Raw genomic sequence first — 19,426 nt, 5'->3', positions numbered from 1 at the left:
GAATAAAAAAGGCCCAGAAACTGTCTGGACCTTAATAATTCAAATATTATTCAACCGGAATTCCCAGGTACTTTAAATAGGAATCCAGTATTTTTTTATCAAACACCGGTTCCTGAATCCCGGACCCTTCCAGAAATCGGATCACATTGGAACAATCCCATATATAGGTATTCTGATAAAGCTCTACCGTGGATAAGCCTTCATGCATATTATCCCTGAAAAGGCTTGTCAGTGGATACAAACGGTTTTTACTGTCATCCTCCCATTGTTTTCGCCATTCTTTGTATGGAAGCGCTTCCAGTGTAAACGGATAATACTGCTTCATCAATCTGAAGAAGTCTTCCAGCGTAAGATTTGTTTCCGGGCGGGCAATTAAGTTGAACTTCATACCTATTGCATCTTTATTTTTTGTGATATGCGCCATGGCTTTGGTCATATAATCTACCGTAATGAGCCCTTCTCTAAGCTCTGTTAAAGCAGGGTAAGACTGGAACTCTATACAGTTTTTCACTAATCCCGACCACCATTGATAGGACGCACTTGCACCTGTTTCGCTGTGGCACATTGCATATCCCAAACGATAGGTGATTAACGGAAGCCCTTCTTTAGCGGCTAAATCTGCCACAGCCTCCATCACCCATTTGCTTCTTACATATCCTATATCTTTACTTACGGACATTAAGTTCTGTTCGATATCATCAGACTCAAGCATTACTGTTTTTCCTGTAAATATATGTCCCCAGCTATATACTGAGATTGTGGATAATAAAGCAAGACATTTTGTTCTTTCTGCTCCTGCCAGCTTTATGATTTCTCTTAATCCTTCTACATTCGGAGCTTTCATATAGGAATAGGGTTCAATGAAGTTTACTGAGCTTCCGGAATGATAGATCACATCAACCTGTTTTGCCAGCCTGGCGAATATTTCTTCAGACAACCCTAAAGATGGCAATGCCAGATCTCCTATCACAGGAATAATCCTCAGTTTCTGTTCATCTTTATGGGGGATGTGGTATTGTTTAAAACATCTTCCAATCTTTTCCATTGCGGCAAATTCATCCTGAGCTCTCACAAGACAATAGATATCTGCATCAGTAGTATCCAGAAGCTCCTGTAAAAGATGAATCCCTACAAATCCTGTAACTCCCGTTAAAAATATTGTTCCGGGGTTTTCTACCTGTCCGGGATCAAATCCTCCCGCAAAGACAGTTCCGGGAGCCAGATAAACATCTTTCTGTAATTCAACATAAGGCTCCACATCTTCTGCCGGAACCGCGTTTCTCATTTCTCCGGACCTGGCTATAAGAATCTCTGACAGCTGCTGCAATACCGGATACTGATAGATATCCCGCAGATAAACCTTTACATCAAGCTTCCTTTGTAATGTAACAGCAACGGTTGCTACCAACAGGGAGTTTCCTCCGATGTCAAAAAAGTTATCTGTAATATTGATAACTGGACGTTCCAGAGCAGAAGACCAGACATCCACAATAATCCTTTCCGTTTCATTGGTTGGCGGCTCAGATGAAATTACTTCTTTTGCTTCCTGATCAGCCAGTTCCTTTAATGCCCTGGTATCTGTTTTTCCGTTGGCTGTTAACGGAATGGCATCTATAAAAATAATCTGGGCAGGAATCATATAACCTGGAAGCTCTTCCTTCAATGCATTACGGATTGAAGAAATATCTGTTACCATTTCAGGTTTTAATACAACAAAAGCAATCAGGTATTTGGTGCTCCCTTCCGTTTCCTTTCCCATGACCACAGCCTCTTTGATTTCTTCCTGTCTGATCAGTGAACGTTCTATTTCTCCCAATTCAATTCTGAATCCACGAATTTTCACCTGATTATCAATCCTTCCCAGAAATTCAATCTCACCATCCGGCTTCCATCTGGCCAGATCTCCGGTACGGTAAAGTTTTTCTGTTTCCCTGAACGGGTTCATAATAAATTTGGAATGAGTAAGCTCTTCATTATTAAGGTATCCTTCTGCTAAAAGATTTCCGCCGATACATAATTCTCCGGCAGCTCCTACCGGCAGCAATTCCATATTTTCTCCCAGGATATATGCTTTTGCATTGGCAATGGGCCTGCCAATAGAGGAAACATATTTCCCGTTGATATCCTTCACTTTTTTGAAGGTAGCATATACAGTACATTCTGTAGGACCGTAATAATCTATCAGCTCATAGCTTAATTCCGTAGTAAGCACCGGCTTCAGCTTTTCTCCTGCCGTAAAGAGATATTTTAATTTCAGGTCATTATAATTCCGGGTAAGATCTACTACAGAAGGAGCTAGAACCGTAGGTACAAAGCCATGGGTAATATGATTTTTTCTATAGTAATCTACCAATGCCTGAGCCTCTGTTCTATCCTCATTGTCTGCAATAAAAACGGTTGCTCCTGAGGTAAGCGCCGACCAGACCTCCCATACTGAGATATCAAATGCCAATCCTGCAACAAGAGTTAGCCTGGAACTGTGATCCACATGAAAATGATGGTTATGCCACGTTACCAGATGCTGTATAGCCTGATGGCTTATCATTACTCCCTTCGGCTTTCCGGTTGATCCTGATGTATAAATTGTATAGGCAAGGCTTTTTTTGTGAATTTTAATCTCAGGATGATGCGAAGGTAAATGATTGAGGTTTTCCATGCTGCTCAGGTCAAATACTTTTTCTTTTCCGGATTCAGATAAGAGATCTTTAAGGTGTTGATTGGTAATAATGAGATCTGAAGAAGTATCGGAAAGAATATATTCTACTCTTTTCGCAGGGTAAGCAGGATCTACAGGGACATACGAAGCTCCCGTTTTAATAACACCAAGAACAGCAATAATCCATTCTAAAGAACGATCAAGCCAGACAGGAACATATTGTCCTTCTTTCACACCATGTTTTAGTAAGAAGTTAGCTACCTGATTGCTTCTCTGGTCCAGATCTCTGTAGGTAATTTCCTGCTCCTGATAAACAGCTGCTGTTTTATCCGCGTGAAGGATTGCCTGTTTCCGGAAAAGGGATTCCAATGTTTTTTCATGATGATAGTCCCAGCCTGTTTTATTGAATCCGTTTAAAAGTTTTTCTCTGTCTTCAGATGACAGCAATACAGCCGAACCTATTGATTGGGCTTCTGATGAGGGAATTGTGTTTGACATCGTAATAAATTTTGATTGGTTTAAAAAATTAGTAATCAATGGCTTTCATCCTCTGTAGAATAATTTTAAATGAAATGAAATAAGGACACACCAGGGTATAAGGTATAACCACAGTTTATGTACTAAATGCGTTTCATTATAGTTGTAAAAATGAATGATACAGAGTCTTAAGCGATCCACTCAGTGAGCAGAACGTAAACAGCGTTCACACGTTATTTATGACAGTCGGAAAAAAGAAAAGAATATATTGTGGATATTCTTCGGCAATTCAATGCAAATTTCTATTCAGTATTTAAAAATTTGATTTTCATAATGTAATATTTTAATAATATGGCAACCAAACTTAACATAATAATTTAACCTATGCGTTACATAATTGCTACATTTATCCTACCACAAAGAATTAAACTTATGAAAAGAATATTTGTATTTGTTTTAAAATCAGATAAATAGATTAAAAATCAACCATTCCAGAATTCACGGTCCAGGCTTCTGTATTGTATGGCTTCGGAAATATGGTGAGACAAAATATTCTCAGATTCTTCAAGGTCGGCAATAGTTCTGGCAACTTTCAGAATTCTGTCATATGCTCTTGCCGAGAGGTTTAGTTTTTCCATTGCTGATTTGATAAGGCCGAAAGAGGTTTCATCCAGCTCACAAAATGCTTCAATTTCCTTCGGTCCTATCTGGGCATTGCTGCTGATATTGAGATTCTGATACCGCTTATTCTGAATCTCCCGGGCTTTCAGTACGCGTTCTCTGATGTCTTTGCTTTTCTCCCCTTTTCTTTTTTCGGAAAGCTGCTCAAATTCTACCTTCTGAACTTCAATATGAATATCAATTCTATCCAGAAGAGGCCCGGAAAGTTTATTCATGTAGCGCTGCATTTCATAAACCGATGAGGTATTATTAGGATCATCGGGAAAGAAACCGCTTGGACTGGGATTCATGGATGCTACCAGCATAAAACTTGCGGGATAGTTTACGGTAAACCTTGCTCTTGAAATGGTTACCTCACGATCTTCCAGAGGCTGTCTCATTACTTCCAGCACTGTTCTTTTAAATTCAGGCATTTCATCCAGAAATAAAACGCCGTTATGGGCAAGGGAAATCTCCCCGGGCTGCGGGTAACTCCCGCCTCCCACGAGAGCAACATCAGAAATAGTATGATGTGGAGATCTGAAGGGGCGGACAGTCATCAGTGAAGCTTCTGTTCCTATTTTCCCGGCAACAGAATGGATTTTTGTTGTTTCCAGAGCCTCTTTCAATGTTAAAGGAGGTAAAATACTGGGAACTCTTTTGGCCAGCATTGTTTTTCCGCTCCCTGGCGGGCCGATCAGAATAATGTTGTGCCCACCGGCGGCGGCAACCTCCATCGCCCTTTTGGCTGTTTCCTGACCTTTAACTTCAGAGAAATCGAAAGGAAAGTTGTTAATTTTCTCGTGAAATTCTTTTCTGGCATCCAACGTCATTTTTTCAAGGAGCTTTCCTTCATTAAAAAAATCAATAACCTCTCTGATATTTTCTACCCCATATACTTCAAGATCATTAACAATAGCGGCTTCCCTTGCATTTTGTCCGGGGAGAATGATCCCTTTGAATCCCTCTTCCCTGGCCTGAATTGCAATGGGGAGGACGCCTTTGATCGGCTGCAGGCTTCCATCCAGAGAAAGCTCTCCCATAATGATATAGTCTTTAACTTCTTCTGCCAGTATCTGGTCTGAAGCGGTTAAAATCCCAATGGCAATACTAAGATCATAAGCTGAACCTTCTTTTCTGAGATCTGCCGGAGCCATATTAATCGTGATTTTCTTTCCGGGAATCTTATATCCTACGTTTTTCAGTGCGGCCGATATTCTGTAGCTGCTTTCTTTGATGGCGTTATCGGGAAGTCCCACCAGGTGGTATCCCACTCCGCCAGTGTCTACATTTACTTCAATGGTAATGGTCTGTGCCGCCACCCCATGAATGGCACTTCCGTAAATTTTAATCAGCATGGTGTGTTTTTGAAGTAAAAATAATCAATATAGTATTTTAAAAATCCGGGATTTACGTTAATGGCATTCTGGTCAGACGGGGATATTTAAAAAGAAATTCAGAAAACAAACATCGGATTTGAAAACATATTTAAACTCTTACTCTTTAATTTAAATCATTCAAAGCCATAAGGCGATCTCCACATTCAGAGTAGTTTGTCATGTAAAAACAATTAACCTTGACCAGTGAGTGGCCAAGGTTAATTGTTGAATAGTAATATTTCAATTAAAAATCATACCCAATCCTAAAACTTAAATTAGGAACTACCTGAAGAGAATACTCTGATTTTAGAATTTTCCCTACTCCTAAACCTAGCTGAACTTCATAATTAAAATTTTTCGTAAAATTCCTTCTTAGTCCCCATGTAGGAATCAATGAAATCATTGGGTTTACTTCTATTCCATCAACGTTTGAAATAACAAACCAGTCAGGAACGAATCCAAATTTTGCAGAAAGATAGTTTGCAGAATTATACTTAGTATTCTTGTTTTCAATATTTCTTTGATTGATATTGTAGTACCATTTCGGAGCTACAGCCAAAGCAGATACTAATGCAAAACCTGTTTTAGAGTACAAATCTCCTCCCCAAATCCCAGCAGTTAAATCAATCTCACTTCTAAGTGTAAATTGTTCAGAAAAATTGACTTCATTATAGACATTTGCACCAAAAAGCCCGGCTTGAACTCCAAAGAATGAGTTTTTTGTTGATGATTTTTCTTGCGAATACACTACAGCTACACTAAATACTAATAAAATTAAAAATATTTTTTTCATCATATTATTTTTTATAAAAATTATAGTTCCCATTTAAACTACCTTTTGACCATTTCCCATTCATGGATGAATCATTCAAATATCCTGAAAAACTTAATCCGGCTTTTGTAGCTGCGTCAAATTTCCCGCTAATCATTACATAGCCCGATATCATTTCAGAACTATCGGCTGTAGTATAATATACCGTCCCTTCAAGGTTACCTGTATCAGATACGCTGAATTTTATTTCACCAGATAAATCTCCATTAAAGCTTCCAACGTAATTCCCTTGAAATTTAGAATTTGATTGTAAATTTAGGTTCTCATCAGAAATACAAGAGGTAAATAAAAGAAAAAATGCAAGAAAAAAATATTTCATAATTTTAATTAGCGTTAAGTTTTACTCCATGCCAAGCTCCATTTTTCTTGGTTATTCAGAATAAACCCATAAGCAAATGGTAACGACGGAATGTTTTGATTTTTTTGAAAATTTAAAAATTATATCACTTGAGTCTAATTTTTCACATGAAAAAGATTTATTAACATGGGTTTCCATCTATTGTTATTGCATTATCTCAAGTGCTGCAAAAATAACCAATATAGTATTTTAAAAATCCGGGATTTACGTTAATAGCATTCTGGTCAGACGGGGATATTTAAAAAGAAATTCAGAAAATTCAGGATAAAAAAAACCGGTACAAATTTCTTTGTACCGACCCAACCATTATTAAAAACTAACGAATAGATTATTTCATCTGAGTTACAGAAAAATTAAATGTAAGTCAGGAAGCCGGATGCCGGAAAGAGAGAACTCCTTTTGGGGTAATTATGACGTCATTAGATTAACAAGGATGAAAATTTTATCTATTGAGCGTAAAGTATTAAAATAAATTACTCTAGTTCTTCTTCAATACAAGGAAACTCTCTCCTCTGACATCCATTCTTCCTGCCACAATCAATATTTTAGCATCATCAGATTACGTAATCCTATTTTTTTATAAATCTATTTTTGTATTCAATGCCCTCTGCACTTTTAGAAACAATAATATAGTTCCCCGGCACCAGCTGGCTTACATCAATGGGCTGATTGTATCTGTGATCTGTTTTTTTCAGAACCAGCTTTCCGGACATATCTATAATGGTAACTTCTTTATAAACTTTGTCTGATTCTTTTCCGATATAAAGGTGCTGTGCTGTAGGATTAGGATAGATTTTCAGATTATTATCTTTAATTTTTGCCTCTCCTGTTCCCAGATTGCTGCAGAACTCCCAGTTCCCGAAATTTACCTCAACAAAGGCAAATGGATCCAACATCTGGCATTGGTCCGGACAGTATTCAGTACAGGCATAGAATCCATATTTTCCGGAAGTTGTTGCTACATAAGTATCTCCTACTACACCTGGAATGATACAAGGATCCCCTGCCACCGGAGGATTACTGCTTGGGACACATTTGAACCAGGTATGCTTGCCATACACTACAGGGAATATATCGTCAAATTGAATAGAAGCACCATTGCACACATTTACTGTTCCCATATTTTCTTCATAGGTTCCCGGAGTATAAGTAGTCATCATAGCCGGAAGCCCATATACGAAGCCATCTGCAAATACTGTCGGGCTTTCTGCTGTACAGTCTCCATCGGTAACAACCACTTTAAAATAATTCAGCTGCTCGTTCCCGCTGATGGTCAGCTGCTGTGACGTAGCTCCCGGAATAGCAACCCACGGATTGTTATTAGGAGTCTGCCAGGTCCACGCCTGTTTATACCACTGGTAAGTTGTGTAAGCCTGTGTGGTAGAAAGTACTTCATCTTCCGTATCACAGAACAGAACGGTTCCGGGATATTTCTGCCCAAGTCTGGGACTGGTAACTGTAGGGGTACACTGTGCTTTTAGATTCAAAATGCTGAATAATAAAAACATCAAAAAGATTAGTTTTGTTTTCATATATAAATAATTAAGCTTGGTTTTTAAAAATCTCCGGCATTAATCCAACAGCACTCTTACACCGAACTTCATATTAAAATGAAGTGGTTTTTCTTTATAAATTGTATTGGGAGCATTTTCTTTTTTAAAATGATATCCTATTCCCGGCTCTGCATAAATTCCGACCTTATCAATAATCTTCAGCTGAAGGCCTGCTGCTGCGTTGACTGAGAACTGTAAAGGTTTGGGCACCAAACTTTCTTTTGAGGATTCCTTTATTTCATCATTCACTACATAGGTTGTTGTGATACTTCCTGCCACAGGCTTTTCCACAAGCGCTCCCCCTGTCACATATCCTGTAAATTTGCCCTTCTGAATGACATTGTAATTGATCTGCACAGGAATTCCTATGTAATGAACGGTCTGATCTCCCTTAATATAATTGTTATCACTCCCGGAATGCAGCTCAGAAGACAGTTTGGTATAATTTACTCCCGTTCCTATTCCCCATTTTTTCCCCAGATTATAGTAAACAGAAAGCCCGAAAGTAACAGGTACCTTATGCCTGATTCTCGCTTCTACCGGCTGGCTCTGATTTGCCAGCAATATGGCTGTCAGAGGATCATCATGGAACTCTGAAGTAGTCCATACCTGCTCGACATTCATGGCTTTTCCGGTAATTGAAGCATACCCTGGAAACTGCTGTTCTGCGGAATTGGAAGCCATATTTCCTGTCAGCATACCCAGCATCCAGGACTTTTTATTTCCGGATTTTCTGGCATCATGTTTTGTGTTTTCTGCGTATATCTCCTTCAATTTTTCCTGTTTAAAAAGAACCTCATCTGATTCTTTTTCTTCCGCCGTTTCCTTCACAGTATCATCAACAGGCGATATTTTCTGAGCAATTTTATTTTCCTGCTGAAAGGCCTCGGAAGCAGCAGGAATCTTTATAATATCCTGGGTTTTTCCAGCGTTATTTTTTATTCCGTTATCAGAATAGCTTTGAGTTAAGTTTTTCTTCAGAATTTCTGTATTGAATGTATTTTCAGCTAAGAAGGCATTTATTCCTGATTTTACCTCACTGCTTACAATATGTTCGGTTTTTCCGGCATTTAAAGATCCTTTTTCCTTGTCATTTCTCATATCTGCCGGTTTCTGAGACAGAACTTTTTCCTTGTCATGATAAGGCAGTATTTTTGTCAGTAAAAACAGCAATGCAATGGCAGCAGCAATACCTCCGATGCGATAGAATAAAGATTTTTGTCCCGCACCTGCAATTCTTTCTTTCTTTTCCGCACCACCTTCATGAATTTCAGGAATAAACCCGGGAACGCCGTTGTTTTCTTCTCCCGAGAATAATTCATCTCTGATGTCATCCCACAACCCTTCCGGAACGTCCTCTTCATGGTCATCCATTCTGCTTCGCAGGTTATTTAGCCATTCATTATTCATATTGTGCTTTTTTTGACATTTTACATTCTTTTATTTTCTGAACAAGCAATCCTTTTGCACGGTGAAACTGAGATGCAGAAGAGTTTTCTGCAATTCCCAGCAGCCCGGCAATTTCTTTATGGCTTTTTTTCTCAAATACAAACAGGTTAAAAACAGTTCTGTATCCTTCAGGAAGAGATCTGATCATTTTCATAATATCATCCCGTGGAATTTCTTCAAAATCAGGTTCTTCTTCATTAGGAATATCCGGAAGATCATCTACTTCAACCGCCGATTTGAAATCTCCTTTCTGCTTTATATGTTTCAAAGATTCATTAACTGTGATACGCGTCATCCAGGCTTTTAAAGAACCGTTTCCTCTATACTCAAAGGATTCTATCGAACGGAACATTTTGATAAAACTGTTTTGAAGCACATCATGAATGTCTTCTTTTTCCGTCACGTAGCGGGAGCATACATAGCTCAGATTTCCGGAATAAGCTCCAAAAAGCTCTTTCCATGCAGCTTCCTCCTTCTTCAGAAGGTGCTTTACCAAAATCTGTTCTTTACTTTCTTCCATATATGCTACTGCTGCCGTACCCGTCAGGATGTTATAAACTGTCAAGCAAAAATAGATTGCATCTTATTAAAGCGCAATCCATTTATGATAATATCTATTAATTTTTTATACAGAACGGAAAATTATAATCGATCACTTCATAAGGAGTAATCAATGTCCCATCTACTGTAATTTTTTCTGCTGTAAGAGCATATCTAAGTGTTCTATCCATACCTACATAATATCCTTTCTGCTTGGAAACAAATTCTACAACGGTCTTTTTATTAACGCCGTCTACAGGAATCTGAAGTTCCATTGTCTTAGGAGCCAAAGTTAATTCTATCACATTATTTGCTGTATTGATCACTGCTGCATATTTAAGATCATACTTTACTTTTCCAAGCGCTTTTATGGCTGTTTCTGCTTTTGCAGGGTCTTTCACCACTGTTTTTACAATTTCGGTAACAGGAAATTCTGCAAATGAGATCGTATCTTTTTTTACTTTGAATTCTTTTATTCCTTCTCTTTTACTATTTCCCTGGATAATAATCAGCTTACCTTTATAGTTTCCTGGTAATTCTTCCATTTTTACAGGTGGAATATCCTGTCCATCACTATCATTACATGAGTATAAGGCCAATCCTGCCAAAACCATTAAAACTGTTATAAAAAATCGGGGTACTGTCAATTTTTTCATTGCATTACATTTTCGTTAAACATTAATTATTTTCGAGTACTCATCTATATAAATCCAGCTTTTCAAAAATCTTGCATATTTTTTTTGAAAAAAGATGAAATTTTCCATAACTGACTGATTTAATGCATGTAAATTTTCACCCATTTTTATTTATAGCTATAAAGTTCATGTTTAAAAATCAGAATTTTTCATTGGGAAAAGAGCTATAGCTTATTTTCTACCTGATTCCCGGTAGAAAAAAAACATGGTTTTTATGTATTGCCGGTAGTATACGTCTCAGACTACATTTGTCTCAACAATAAAAGGCAAAATAGTAACTGTTATGAAAAAACCAAGGACAAAAAAAATTATTTCGGCTTTTTTAATGATCGCAGCTGCCGGCATTATTTTTTCGGCCTGCAGTAAGGATGATGATCCTGCCGATGCAAAAGCGAACATGAAATTTACCATTACTGTAAACGGGGTCGATTCCAATGATCAGGTTGATTTTCTTGTCAGTGCAGGAAATCACGATGCCAGCCAGTACGGAAGTCCTGTATGGAAAAAGAACGGAGCCACTGAAGGGAATGCAAATACCAGTTCATTGGAGGTGAGTGATTTTACCGGCAGTACAAAAACCTATGTGTTTGAGACTGTAAAGCCATTCAACTTTTCAAGTCTTCATGTTGCTATATCCAATCTTGACGGGGCTCCTATTTCTGTAAGCTATAAAGCTGAGGTGAATGGAAGTGTAGAGACTGACGAGAATAAAACCTACGCATCCGGGCAGGCTTTCATCAAAGATTATTCATACGTAGCAAAATAGATTTTATCATATCACATATTGTTGATCGTGGGAAATAAATAGTCATTCTGGCTATTTATTTTTTTATTGGAGCAACCAATTATTTTGGACATAAAAAGGAAGCTGTGTCATGCAGCTTCCTTTTATTTTTCATTTACATTTTACTCCACTCCTCCTCCAAGTGCCCTGTACAGATCAACCTCAGCATTTAATCTTTCCAGTGTAACATTAATAGCTTCCAGGTCATTCTGCAGTTTGTTGTTTTGTGCAGTGATCACTTCCAGATAAGTTGCCATTCCGCTTTTATACAGCTTCAGTGCATCATTGATTCCTTTATCCAGAATGGCTGTTCTCTGTTCTAAAAGCTGCAGCCTTTCCGAAGATCCCTTAGACTTTGCCATTGCATCGGAAACCTCTCCAACTGCGGTCATTACAGATTGTTTAAAGTTGACCGCTGCTTTTTCCTGCTCAATCAATGCTGTTTCGTAAGCTGTTTTCAATTGCTTTTTCTGAAAAACCGGAGCTGCCAGATTGGCTGCAATGGCTTTGGTAATAGAGCCCGGAATATCAAACCATGAGCTGAATTTATTGGAATTCACTCCAATCTGCGGACTAAGGCTGATACTCGGATACATCGCTGCTTTTGCCAATCCGGTTTTTGAATTCAGGCTGATAACATTAAATTCTGCCATTTTCAGATCCGGCCTGCGGCTCAGCAATTGTGCGGGTAATCCTTCTGATAATTTATTTTCAGGAATCATTGTTTTAAGGTTACCTTCCCTCTCAATCCTCGCCGGATATTCTCCGCAAAGAATGCTCAATGCATTTTCCTGTATGGAAATATTCTGTTTTGCCAAAGGAATCAGCAGCTCAGCGGTTTTCTTTTGTGCCTCAGCCTGCTGAACGGCCAGAGAATTAATCTGCCCTGCTGTAAATTGCAGATTCATCATTTTGAGCGTATTGTCACTCAGTTCAATATTCTGCTCCGCTATTTTCAGCTGTTCATCCAGACTGACAAGATTGTAATAAGCCTGTGCTACCTGAACAACGATCCTGCTTTTTATGGCATTTAAGTTCTCTTTCTGTCCAAAATATTCTGCAGCGGCAGATTCTTTCTGCATTTTGGCTTTTCCCCAGATATCTACTTCCCAGGAAAGCCTTAACGCAGCAGTGAAATCATCCAGGTATTTTGTCCCAACAAACTGTTCATTCAGGGAACCGTTAAGCGTATTTTTGGAAGCCCAGCTTCTGTTGGCTCCTGCACTGAAATCCATTGTTGGCATGAGGCTCAGCTTGGCCTGTTTATAAGCAAGATCCAGCTGTTCTATGTTTTTCAGGGCAACGTTTACTTCATTGTTTCTGGAAAGGGCCTTATCTATTAACCCTATCAGTTTAGGATCTTTGAAAAAAGTCTTCCACGGAAGCACCACCGTATCGCCTGTTACCTGTAAAGATTCTTTGTATTTTTCGGGAATCTGAAGGTCTGTTCTTGTATATTTCTTCCCTACGGCACAAGACATCAGCAATGATGCCATTGCGCCTGAAATAAGGAAATTCTTTATATTAAATAGTCTCATTTGTCAATTGATTTTCTGTTGTACGATACTTCTTTTTCACAGAGAATTTCTCATCCAGATACTGAAAGAACATGTAGAGTACAGGAATTACAAAAACGCCTAAAACCACTCCGCTCAACATTCCCATGGCAGCACTTGTACTGATGGATTTGTTACCGGAAGCCATTCCTCCTGAAGAAAGCATCAGCGGAACCATTCCTACAATAAAGGCTAACGACGTCATAATAATCGGACGTAATCTCGCCTTTGCTCCTTCCAGTGCAGAATCCAGAATAGAAAGACCTGTTTTTCTCCTTTGGATGGCAAATTCCACAATAAGGATTGCGTTTTTGGCCAGGAGGCCGATAAGCATGATCAGCCCTACCTGTACATAAATATTGTTATCTAAACCAATGGCTTTTATTCCCAAAAATGCTCCTACAATTCCTGTTGGGATGGAAAGCATTACTGCCAGAGGAAGGATATAACTTTCATATTGAGCTGCCAACAAAAGATATACGAAAAGCAAACATAAGCCGAAGATGGCGACCGTCTGATTTCCTGCTGATTTTTCTTCCAGGCTCAATCCCGTCCATTCGTAGCTGTAGTCAGAAGGCAAATTACTTAAAGTCTGTTCCAGTTTGGCCATCAATTCCCCGTTACTTACACCTGGCTTTGGAGACACGTTGATATTTAATGAATTATAAAGGTTATAACGCTGAACGGATTCCGGTCCGTAGACTTTTTTCAAAGTGATTAATGTATTCACCGGAACCATATCTCCATTTTCATTTTTCACGAAAATATCATTAAACGCCTGCTCATCCATTCTGAAAACACCGTCTGCTTTAATATTTACTCTGTAGAATTTCCCGAATCTTGAGAAATTCTGGGACTGGTCTCCGGAGAAATAGGTCTGAACGGTTCCCAGCAGGTTTGAAATACTTACTCCTAATTGTTTTGCTTTATCTTCATTGACTTCAAGCTCCATTTGGGGATAGTCTGCCCTGAACATGGTGTAGGTAAATGCTACTTCCGGAACCTGCATCAGCTGGCTGATCAGTTCATCCGCTTTTGCTTTCAGTACCTGAGGATCTCTTCCCATACGGTCCTGAAGTACAATTTCTGCATCATTCGTCATTCCATAGCCTTCTACCGGAGGCATTCTGAAAGTCATCACGCTTCCTTCTTTTATCACTCCTAATTTTGCAGTAGCCCTATCTACCACCTCCTGGATATCCTGAACTTCACCTCTTTCTTTTTTAGGTTTCAGCTTAACAAATCCCATGGCGTAAGCCGGTCCTGCGCTGTTGCTGAGCAGATTATATCCTGTAATGGAAGTATTTTCCTGTACCGCTTCCACGCCCTTTAAGATGTCATTGATTTTATTGGAAACTTCTGTAGTTTTTGTCAATGCAGTTCCCGGAGGCATACTTAGTGTATACATAAAGAACCCGTCATCTTCCATCGGCACAAAACTTTTAGGTGTGCTTGACATCAGCCAGCCAGCAACACCGATAACCGCTGCAATTAATCCGCCTGCAATCCACTTTTTTCCAATTAAAAAGCGTACACCTTTCGCATAACGGTTGGTCATACTACTAAAACCGGCATTGAATGCCACAGCAAACCTTTGTCCGAATCCTTTTGATTTTTCTCCTTCTCCTGCATGGTTGTTTTTCAGAAATACCGCACATAAAGCAGGCGTTAAAGTCAATGCATTAACGGCTGAAATAATAATGGCTATGGCCAGTGTGTACGCAAACTGCTTATAAAAGAGTCCTGCTGAACCGGACATAAACCCGATCGGGATAAATACCGCTGACATTACCAACGTGATGGAAATAACCGCTCCTGTGATCTCGCTCATCGCTTTATGAGTGGCCTCTCTTCCTGAAAGGGCTGTCCCTTCCATATTACTGTGAACGGCTTCTACTACAACAATAGCATCATCCACTACGATACCGATCGCCAGTACAAGGGCAAAAAGGGTCAGTACATTGATGGTAAATCCTAAGACCAGAAGGAAGAAGAAAGTACCAATAATTGCCACCGGAACTGCTACTGCAGGAATAATTGTAGATCTGAAATCCTGCAAGAAGATAAATACTACAATAAATACAAGGATAAATGCTTCTATCAGTGTAGATTTTACCTGTCCTGTAGCCTCATCCAATCTTTCTTTGGTGCTCATTACCTTCGTATATTTGATCCCCGGAGGAAATGATTTTGATAACTGATCAAGGGCTTTGTTTACGCCTATTTCAATCTGGTTGGCATTGGATCCTGTAGTCTGCATGATCGCTACAGTAACCGCATTTTTACCATTGGACAGGTTATCTCCCGTATTTGAAATGGCTCCGAATTCCACACGGGCCACATCTTTAAGCCTGATGACCTGGCTTCCTGTGTTTTTAACAATGATGTTTTCATATTGTTCAGGCCTGTTCTTCTTTCCTTTATATCGGATCACATATTCTAAAGCGGCATCAGATTCTTCTCCCAATTTACCCGGAGCAGATTCCAAACTGTGGTCTGCAATGGCTCTGGAGACATCTGCCGGTTCAAGTCCGTAGGATGACATTTTCTGAGGGTTAAGCCATATTCTCATGGAGTAATCTTTAATCCCGAAAACCATGGCCTGCCCTACTCCTTTTACCCTTTTGACCTGTGGGATAAGGTTAATATTCGCATAGTTCTGAAGGAAGGTTTCATCATATTGCTTATTGTCCTCAGTATAGATATTGAAGATCAATACCATACTGTTCTGCTGCTTGGAGGTGGTAAGCCCCATCCGTACAACCTCCTGGGGAAGTATCGGAGTGGCCTGCTGCACTCTGTTCTGGACATTTACTGCGGCCTGATCCGCATTGACTCCCTGCTTGAATATAATAGAAATGGAAAACGTACCGTCATTACTGGCAGTAGACTTCATGTATTCCATATCTTCCACTCCATTGATCTGCTCTTCCAGCGGCGTTACCACGGAACGGATCACGGTCTCACTGTTTCCTCCCGGATAAGACCCTGAAACGGTAATCGTAGGCGGAGAAATATCCGGGAATCTGGTCACTGCCAGCTGGTTTAATCCTATGATCCCTAAGATGACAATGATAAGGGATATTACCGTCGCCAGTACCGGACGGTCTATTATTTTTTTTAACATTTTTGAATTTTCTGATGGTGGTTATACAACTATTTCAAAGGAACGGTATGCGCAACAACCTGTGCTCCGTCTGTAAGGGCATCAATTCTGTTGATGGCAATTTTATCTCCTGCATTCACTCCTTCTTTGATAAAATAATCCTGGGATGTACTTCCTGAAACGGTAATCTGAGTCATTTTTACTTTGTCTTTACCATTCAGCTTGTAGACAAAAAATCTGTCCTGAATATCTTTTACTGAGGTTTTCGGAAGTTTAATTACTCCATTCAAAGCATTGTGAATCATCACTCTGGCTGTTCCTCCGGCTCTTAATAATTTATCAGGATTCTGAAAAACAGCTTTCATCTGGATACTTCCGGTATTTCTGTCGAAGTTTCCACTGGCATTTTCAAGTTTTCCCTTAAGAGCATAGGTGGAACCATCTGCAAGGATCAGCTCTACATTTTCTGCAGTATTTCCTGATGCTGAAGCTCTGCTGTGTGCAATGAAATCTGCTTCATTCATAGAAAAATAAACATTCACGGTGTTTATACTGGAAAGGGTCGTCAACGGTGATGCATCAGACGGACTGATGAGATTTCCTACCCTGTTCGGAATTCTTCCTATGTATCCGCTAACGGGTGCTTTGATATAGGTAAAATTAGCATTGATCTTTGAAGATCCTAATGAAGACTGTGCCTGAGCAACCTGAGCTGATGCAGCTTTATAGCTTGCCTGTGCCGTTTTCAGCTGCATATCGGAAACTACTTTCCCTTCTACAAGAGGTTTCAGTTTTTCCACTTCAAGCCTTGCTGTTTCCTGTGCTGCCAAAGCTGATTTCAAAGCAGCTTCATTGGTATTTACCTGTTCGTTGTACACTGATGGGTTTATTCTGAAAAGGGTCTGTCCTTTACTTACATACTGTCCTTCTTTCACGTATACCGCCTCCAGATATCCTGTTACCTGTGCTTTGATGTCCACATTATCCTGTCCTTCTATACTTCCCGGGTAACCGGTGGATACATCCGCATCTCCCGATTTCACCTGAATAAAATCTGTAGGCAATGCCTGCTGCATCTGCCCGGTATTTTCCTGACCGTTCCCGGAGCCGCACGAGTAAAGCACCGCAACAGCAAGTGAAAGTACCAGATATCCTTTTCTGTAATTCATAACATTGGTTTTTAAATTTTACAGCAGCAAAATAACTTCATATAATAAGGATGTAGGTGCAGAAATTGAGTGAAGCGTCGTTAATTGCAGGTGAAACGTAGGATAGCAAAAATGAAAGGAAAACAGTTGTATCCCCCTATAACAGGACAAAAAGGATGTATCCGGCGGAACCAGGTAAAACCATTAAGATCAATAATATGCCGGTAAGTAAGGCAAAAAAGACCGCTTCTGTAAAAAAGCAGTCTTGTATGTTTTTCAGGAATGAATTATCAATAATCCATCCAGGATTTGAAAATGGAAGCTTTTTCGCGGCTTACAATCACTTCCATCTCCGGATGTTTTCTTAATTCCAGCTTCAGTTTTCCGTTAAAATGATTAAAAATCTGCTTTACAGAATCAATATGAATGATAAATTGCCTGTTAGCCCGGAAAAAGAATTTCGGATCCAACTGTTTCTCAAGCTCTTCCAGGGTCTGTGGCACATTCTCCACAACACCGGTATTCAGCATGGCTTTACTGATTCCCAATTCGGTATAAAAATACAGGATATCCTCTGCCAGAACTGTTTTATACCCGTCTTTGTGGGCAATAAGAAAACGTTTTCTGTAATCTTTTGGCTGGATATAGTTCAACAATCCTTCAATAGCGGTTCCTACTACCGGAACGGCTTCCATAAAGGTTTCATAACGTTTCAGGGCAGCATCCAGCTCTTCTTCTTCTATAGGTTTCAGAAGATAATCCACACTGTTGTATTTGAATGCCTGTACTGCATATTCATCGTAAGCTGTGGTAAATATGACCGCACTTTTAATGTCATGTTTATTAAATATTTCAAAGCTGAGCCCGTCTGCAAGGCGGACATCCATCATGATAACATCAGGAACAACATTATTTTCCAGCCAGTGCACCGTTGAAGTTATTGAGTCTTCTACAGACAGAATTTCGATATGGGGTCTTAATTTCAGCAACAGTCTTTTCAGCCTATCTGCATTGGGTCTTTCGTCTTCAACTATTAAAATCTTATTAATCTTCATATCAATGGAAGTTTTACAATAAATTTATCTTCAGTTTTTTCAATCACAGGTTTAGGATATCCTAAAATTTCATACCGTGTAATAATATTGGTAAGGCCCACTCCGGAGGAATCCGGCTTGTTGATTAAAGGCAGAAATGTGTTAGAGACTACAAGTTCTCCTTCAGGATTGGTGTAAACATGAATTTCCAGGGGATGCACCTTTGAAGTCTGGTTGTGTTTAATGGCATTTTCAACCAATAACTGCAGAGACAGCGGCAGGGTAAACCTGGATCTGTACTCTTCTTTAATATCAATTTTAAACACAACACCTTCCCCGATCCTTTTTTCAATCAGAAAAATATAAGATTCCAAAAACTTAAGTTCCTCTTCTACTGCAATGATATCTTTTTTGGAATTGACCAACAGGTACCGGTAAACTCTTGCAAATTTCTCTGAATATTCATACCCTAACTGCTGATCTTCCAAAATAAGTTCTGACAATACACTTAAATTATTGAAAATAAAATGCGGGTCTATCTGAAGCTTAAGTGCCTGAAGCTCTGCCGCCATAGCCGCTTGTTTATGTTTTGATGCCCGGAGTTTATGCTGGGCAGCTTCTACAGCAGTTTTCTTCCAGTTTTCAAGCAGGTAATCCACCGTATTAAAAGCACTGATAATCAAAGAGATTACAATATTTGTCGCAATCCATTGCCCTAGTAAGGTATATTCTTTCCTGGAATCCATTTCAGGCAGTGTTACTGAGGTACAGTCTACGATCGCATTAATAATAATCACAATCATAACACTTCCCACAATCTGCAGCAGACACTGAATGAGCAGCCGCTTTACAGTTCTGTTTCTCCAGGGAAGCAGTTTATTAAGTGTTCTGTCAATAAATATACTGACCTCTGAAATGATAACAGAAAATAAGATAATCCATGAGGCATCTTCCAGAATCATTTGCAGCGGCGTGTTCAGATAACCTTTCCAGACCGGATCAAACGGGTCTATCAGATAGGAGAAAACACAGAAAGTAACCACCGCTACGGCCCATATTACGAGCCTTCTTTTCATAGCGGAAAGAATCTTTTTATTTCGTACTATATTTTTCCTGATGGCGGAAATCCTATTCATAGGTGAACTTTGTGATTGTAAATATAGAAATAGATTTTATATGGGTCTTCCCCATTTCAGACG

General features: G+C 39.4%; 14 protein-coding genes. 1 reads left to right on the top strand and 13 read right to left on the bottom strand.

The features are described from left to right. Window positions 1-46: 46 nt before the first annotated feature. The 8 genes from ACR1PO_RS09865 to ACR1PO_RS09830 all read right to left on the bottom strand — a co-directional run bounded on the left by ACR1PO_RS09865 (window position 47) and on the right by ACR1PO_RS09830 (window position 10,560). A complete protein-coding gene (locus ACR1PO_RS09865) occupies window positions 47-3,154 on the bottom strand; it encodes a non-ribosomal peptide synthetase family protein (protein WP_433986648.1) in 3,108 nt (1,035 codons plus the stop codon). A gap of 461 nt (window positions 3,155-3,615) precedes the next feature. Then, on the bottom strand, window positions 3,616-5,151 hold the full coding sequence (locus tag ACR1PO_RS09860) for a YifB family Mg chelatase-like AAA ATPase (RefSeq protein ID WP_433986647.1): 1,536 nt from the start codon (window positions 5,149-5,151) through the stop codon (window positions 3,616-3,618). Window positions 5,152-5,416: 265 nt separating this feature from the next. After that, complete coding sequence (locus tag ACR1PO_RS09855; RefSeq protein WP_433986646.1) at window positions 5,417-5,998, bottom strand: hypothetical protein; 582 nt, start codon at window positions 5,996-5,998, stop codon at window positions 5,417-5,419. Further along, on the bottom strand, window positions 5,970-6,323 hold the full coding sequence (locus ACR1PO_RS09850) for a hypothetical protein (RefSeq protein WP_433986645.1): 354 nt from the start codon (window positions 6,321-6,323) through the stop codon (window positions 5,970-5,972). The genes ACR1PO_RS09855 and ACR1PO_RS09850 overlap by 29 nt, the downstream gene beginning before the upstream one ends. Window positions 6,324-6,931: 608 nt before the next feature. Next, window positions 6,932-7,894 carry a T9SS type A sorting domain-containing protein gene (locus tag ACR1PO_RS09845; RefSeq protein WP_332388673.1) on the bottom strand — a complete coding sequence of 321 codons (963 nt, stop codon included), beginning with the start codon at window positions 7,892-7,894 and terminating at the stop codon, window positions 6,932-6,934. A gap of 39 nt (window positions 7,895-7,933) precedes the next feature. Then, window positions 7,934-9,325, bottom strand: coding sequence for an outer membrane beta-barrel protein (locus ACR1PO_RS09840; protein WP_332388674.1), 1,392 nt, complete (start codon window positions 9,323-9,325; stop codon window positions 7,934-7,936). After that, window positions 9,318-9,929 (bottom strand): RNA polymerase sigma factor, encoded by a 612-nt coding sequence (locus ACR1PO_RS09835; RefSeq protein ID WP_433986644.1) that lies wholly within the window; start codon window positions 9,927-9,929, stop codon window positions 9,318-9,320. Before ACR1PO_RS09835 ends, ACR1PO_RS09840 begins: the two co-directional genes overlap by 8 nt. Window positions 9,930-9,981: 52 nt before the next feature. After that, window positions 9,982-10,560 (bottom strand): DUF4840 domain-containing protein, encoded by a 579-nt coding sequence (locus ACR1PO_RS09830; RefSeq protein WP_332388676.1) that lies wholly within the window; start codon window positions 10,558-10,560, stop codon window positions 9,982-9,984. Between the two features lie 322 nt (window positions 10,561-10,882). Between ACR1PO_RS09830 and ACR1PO_RS09825 the strand changes: the two genes are divergently transcribed. After that, on the top strand, window positions 10,883-11,365 hold the full coding sequence (locus ACR1PO_RS09825; protein ID WP_433986643.1) for a hypothetical protein: 483 nt from the start codon (window positions 10,883-10,885) through the stop codon (window positions 11,363-11,365). Between the two features lie 140 nt (window positions 11,366-11,505). Here the strand turns inward: ACR1PO_RS09825 and ACR1PO_RS09820 are convergent, their stop codons facing one another. From ACR1PO_RS09820 to ACR1PO_RS09800, 5 genes are all read right to left on the bottom strand, one after another. Then, window positions 11,506-12,921, bottom strand: a complete 1,416-nt coding sequence (locus ACR1PO_RS09820; protein ID WP_433986642.1) for an efflux transporter outer membrane subunit — start codon at window positions 12,919-12,921, stop codon at window positions 11,506-11,508. Beyond that, a complete protein-coding gene (locus ACR1PO_RS09815; protein ID WP_433986641.1) occupies window positions 12,908-16,066 on the bottom strand; it encodes an efflux RND transporter permease subunit in 3,159 nt (1,052 codons plus the stop codon). The genes ACR1PO_RS09820 and ACR1PO_RS09815 overlap by 14 nt, the downstream gene beginning before the upstream one ends. Before the next feature lie 29 nt (window positions 16,067-16,095). After that, window positions 16,096-17,214: an efflux RND transporter periplasmic adaptor subunit gene (locus tag ACR1PO_RS09810; RefSeq protein ID WP_433986640.1), complete on the bottom strand. Its 1,119-nt coding sequence runs from the start codon at window positions 17,212-17,214 to the stop codon at window positions 16,096-16,098. A gap of 269 nt (window positions 17,215-17,483) precedes the next feature. Next, on the bottom strand, window positions 17,484-18,248 hold the full coding sequence (locus tag ACR1PO_RS09805) for a LytR/AlgR family response regulator transcription factor (protein WP_332388681.1): 765 nt from the start codon (window positions 18,246-18,248) through the stop codon (window positions 17,484-17,486). Beyond that, window positions 18,245-19,363 carry a sensor histidine kinase gene (locus ACR1PO_RS09800; protein ID WP_433986639.1) on the bottom strand — a complete coding sequence of 373 codons (1,119 nt, stop codon included), beginning with the start codon at window positions 19,361-19,363 and terminating at the stop codon, window positions 18,245-18,247. Before ACR1PO_RS09800 ends, ACR1PO_RS09805 begins: the two co-directional genes overlap by 4 nt. Window positions 19,364-19,426 lie beyond the last annotated feature (63 nt).

The organism is Chryseobacterium amylolyticum, from assembly GCF_051011775.1.
Lineage (GTDB): Bacteria > Bacteroidota > Bacteroidia > Flavobacteriales > Weeksellaceae > Chryseobacterium.
The sequence above is the reverse complement of the archived record's forward strand: the minus strand, read 5'-3'. Positions and strand labels throughout refer to the sequence as shown.

Bases quoted from the DNA above. Each gene is read 5' to 3' on its own strand.
- ACR1PO_RS09865 (WP_433986648.1), bottom strand. From the start codon at position 3,154: ATGTCAAACACAATTCCCTCATCAGAAGCCCAATCAATAGGTTCGGCT.
- ACR1PO_RS09860 (WP_433986647.1), bottom strand. From the start codon at position 5,151: ATGCTGATTAAAATTTACGGAAGTGCCATTCATGGGGTGGCGGCACAG.
- ACR1PO_RS09855 (WP_433986646.1), bottom strand. From the start codon at position 5,998: ATGGGAACTATAATTTTTATAAAAAATAATATGATGAAAAAAATATTT.
- ACR1PO_RS09850 (WP_433986645.1), bottom strand. From the start codon at position 6,323: ATGAAATATTTTTTTCTTGCATTTTTTCTTTTATTTACCTCTTGTATT.
- ACR1PO_RS09845 (WP_332388673.1), bottom strand. From the start codon at position 7,894: ATGAAAACAAAACTAATCTTTTTGATGTTTTTATTATTCAGCATTTTG.
- ACR1PO_RS09840 (WP_332388674.1), bottom strand. From the start codon at position 9,325: ATGAATAATGAATGGCTAAATAACCTGCGAAGCAGAATGGATGACCAT.
- ACR1PO_RS09830 (WP_332388676.1), bottom strand. From the start codon at position 10,560: ATGAAAAAATTGACAGTACCCCGATTTTTTATAACAGTTTTAATGGTT.
- ACR1PO_RS09825 (WP_433986643.1), top strand. From the start codon at position 10,883: ATGAAAAAACCAAGGACAAAAAAAATTATTTCGGCTTTTTTAATGATC.
- ACR1PO_RS09820 (WP_433986642.1), bottom strand. From the start codon at position 12,921: ATGAGACTATTTAATATAAAGAATTTCCTTATTTCAGGCGCAATGGCA.
- ACR1PO_RS09815 (WP_433986641.1), bottom strand. From the start codon at position 16,066: ATGTTAAAAAAAATAATAGACCGTCCGGTACTGGCGACGGTAATATCC.
- ACR1PO_RS09810 (WP_433986640.1), bottom strand. From the start codon at position 17,214: ATGAATTACAGAAAAGGATATCTGGTACTTTCACTTGCTGTTGCGGTG.
- ACR1PO_RS09805 (WP_332388681.1), bottom strand. From the start codon at position 18,248: ATGAAGATTAATAAGATTTTAATAGTTGAAGACGAAAGACCCAATGCA.
- ACR1PO_RS09800 (WP_433986639.1), bottom strand. From the start codon at position 19,363: ATGAATAGGATTTCCGCCATCAGGAAAAATATAGTACGAAATAAAAAG.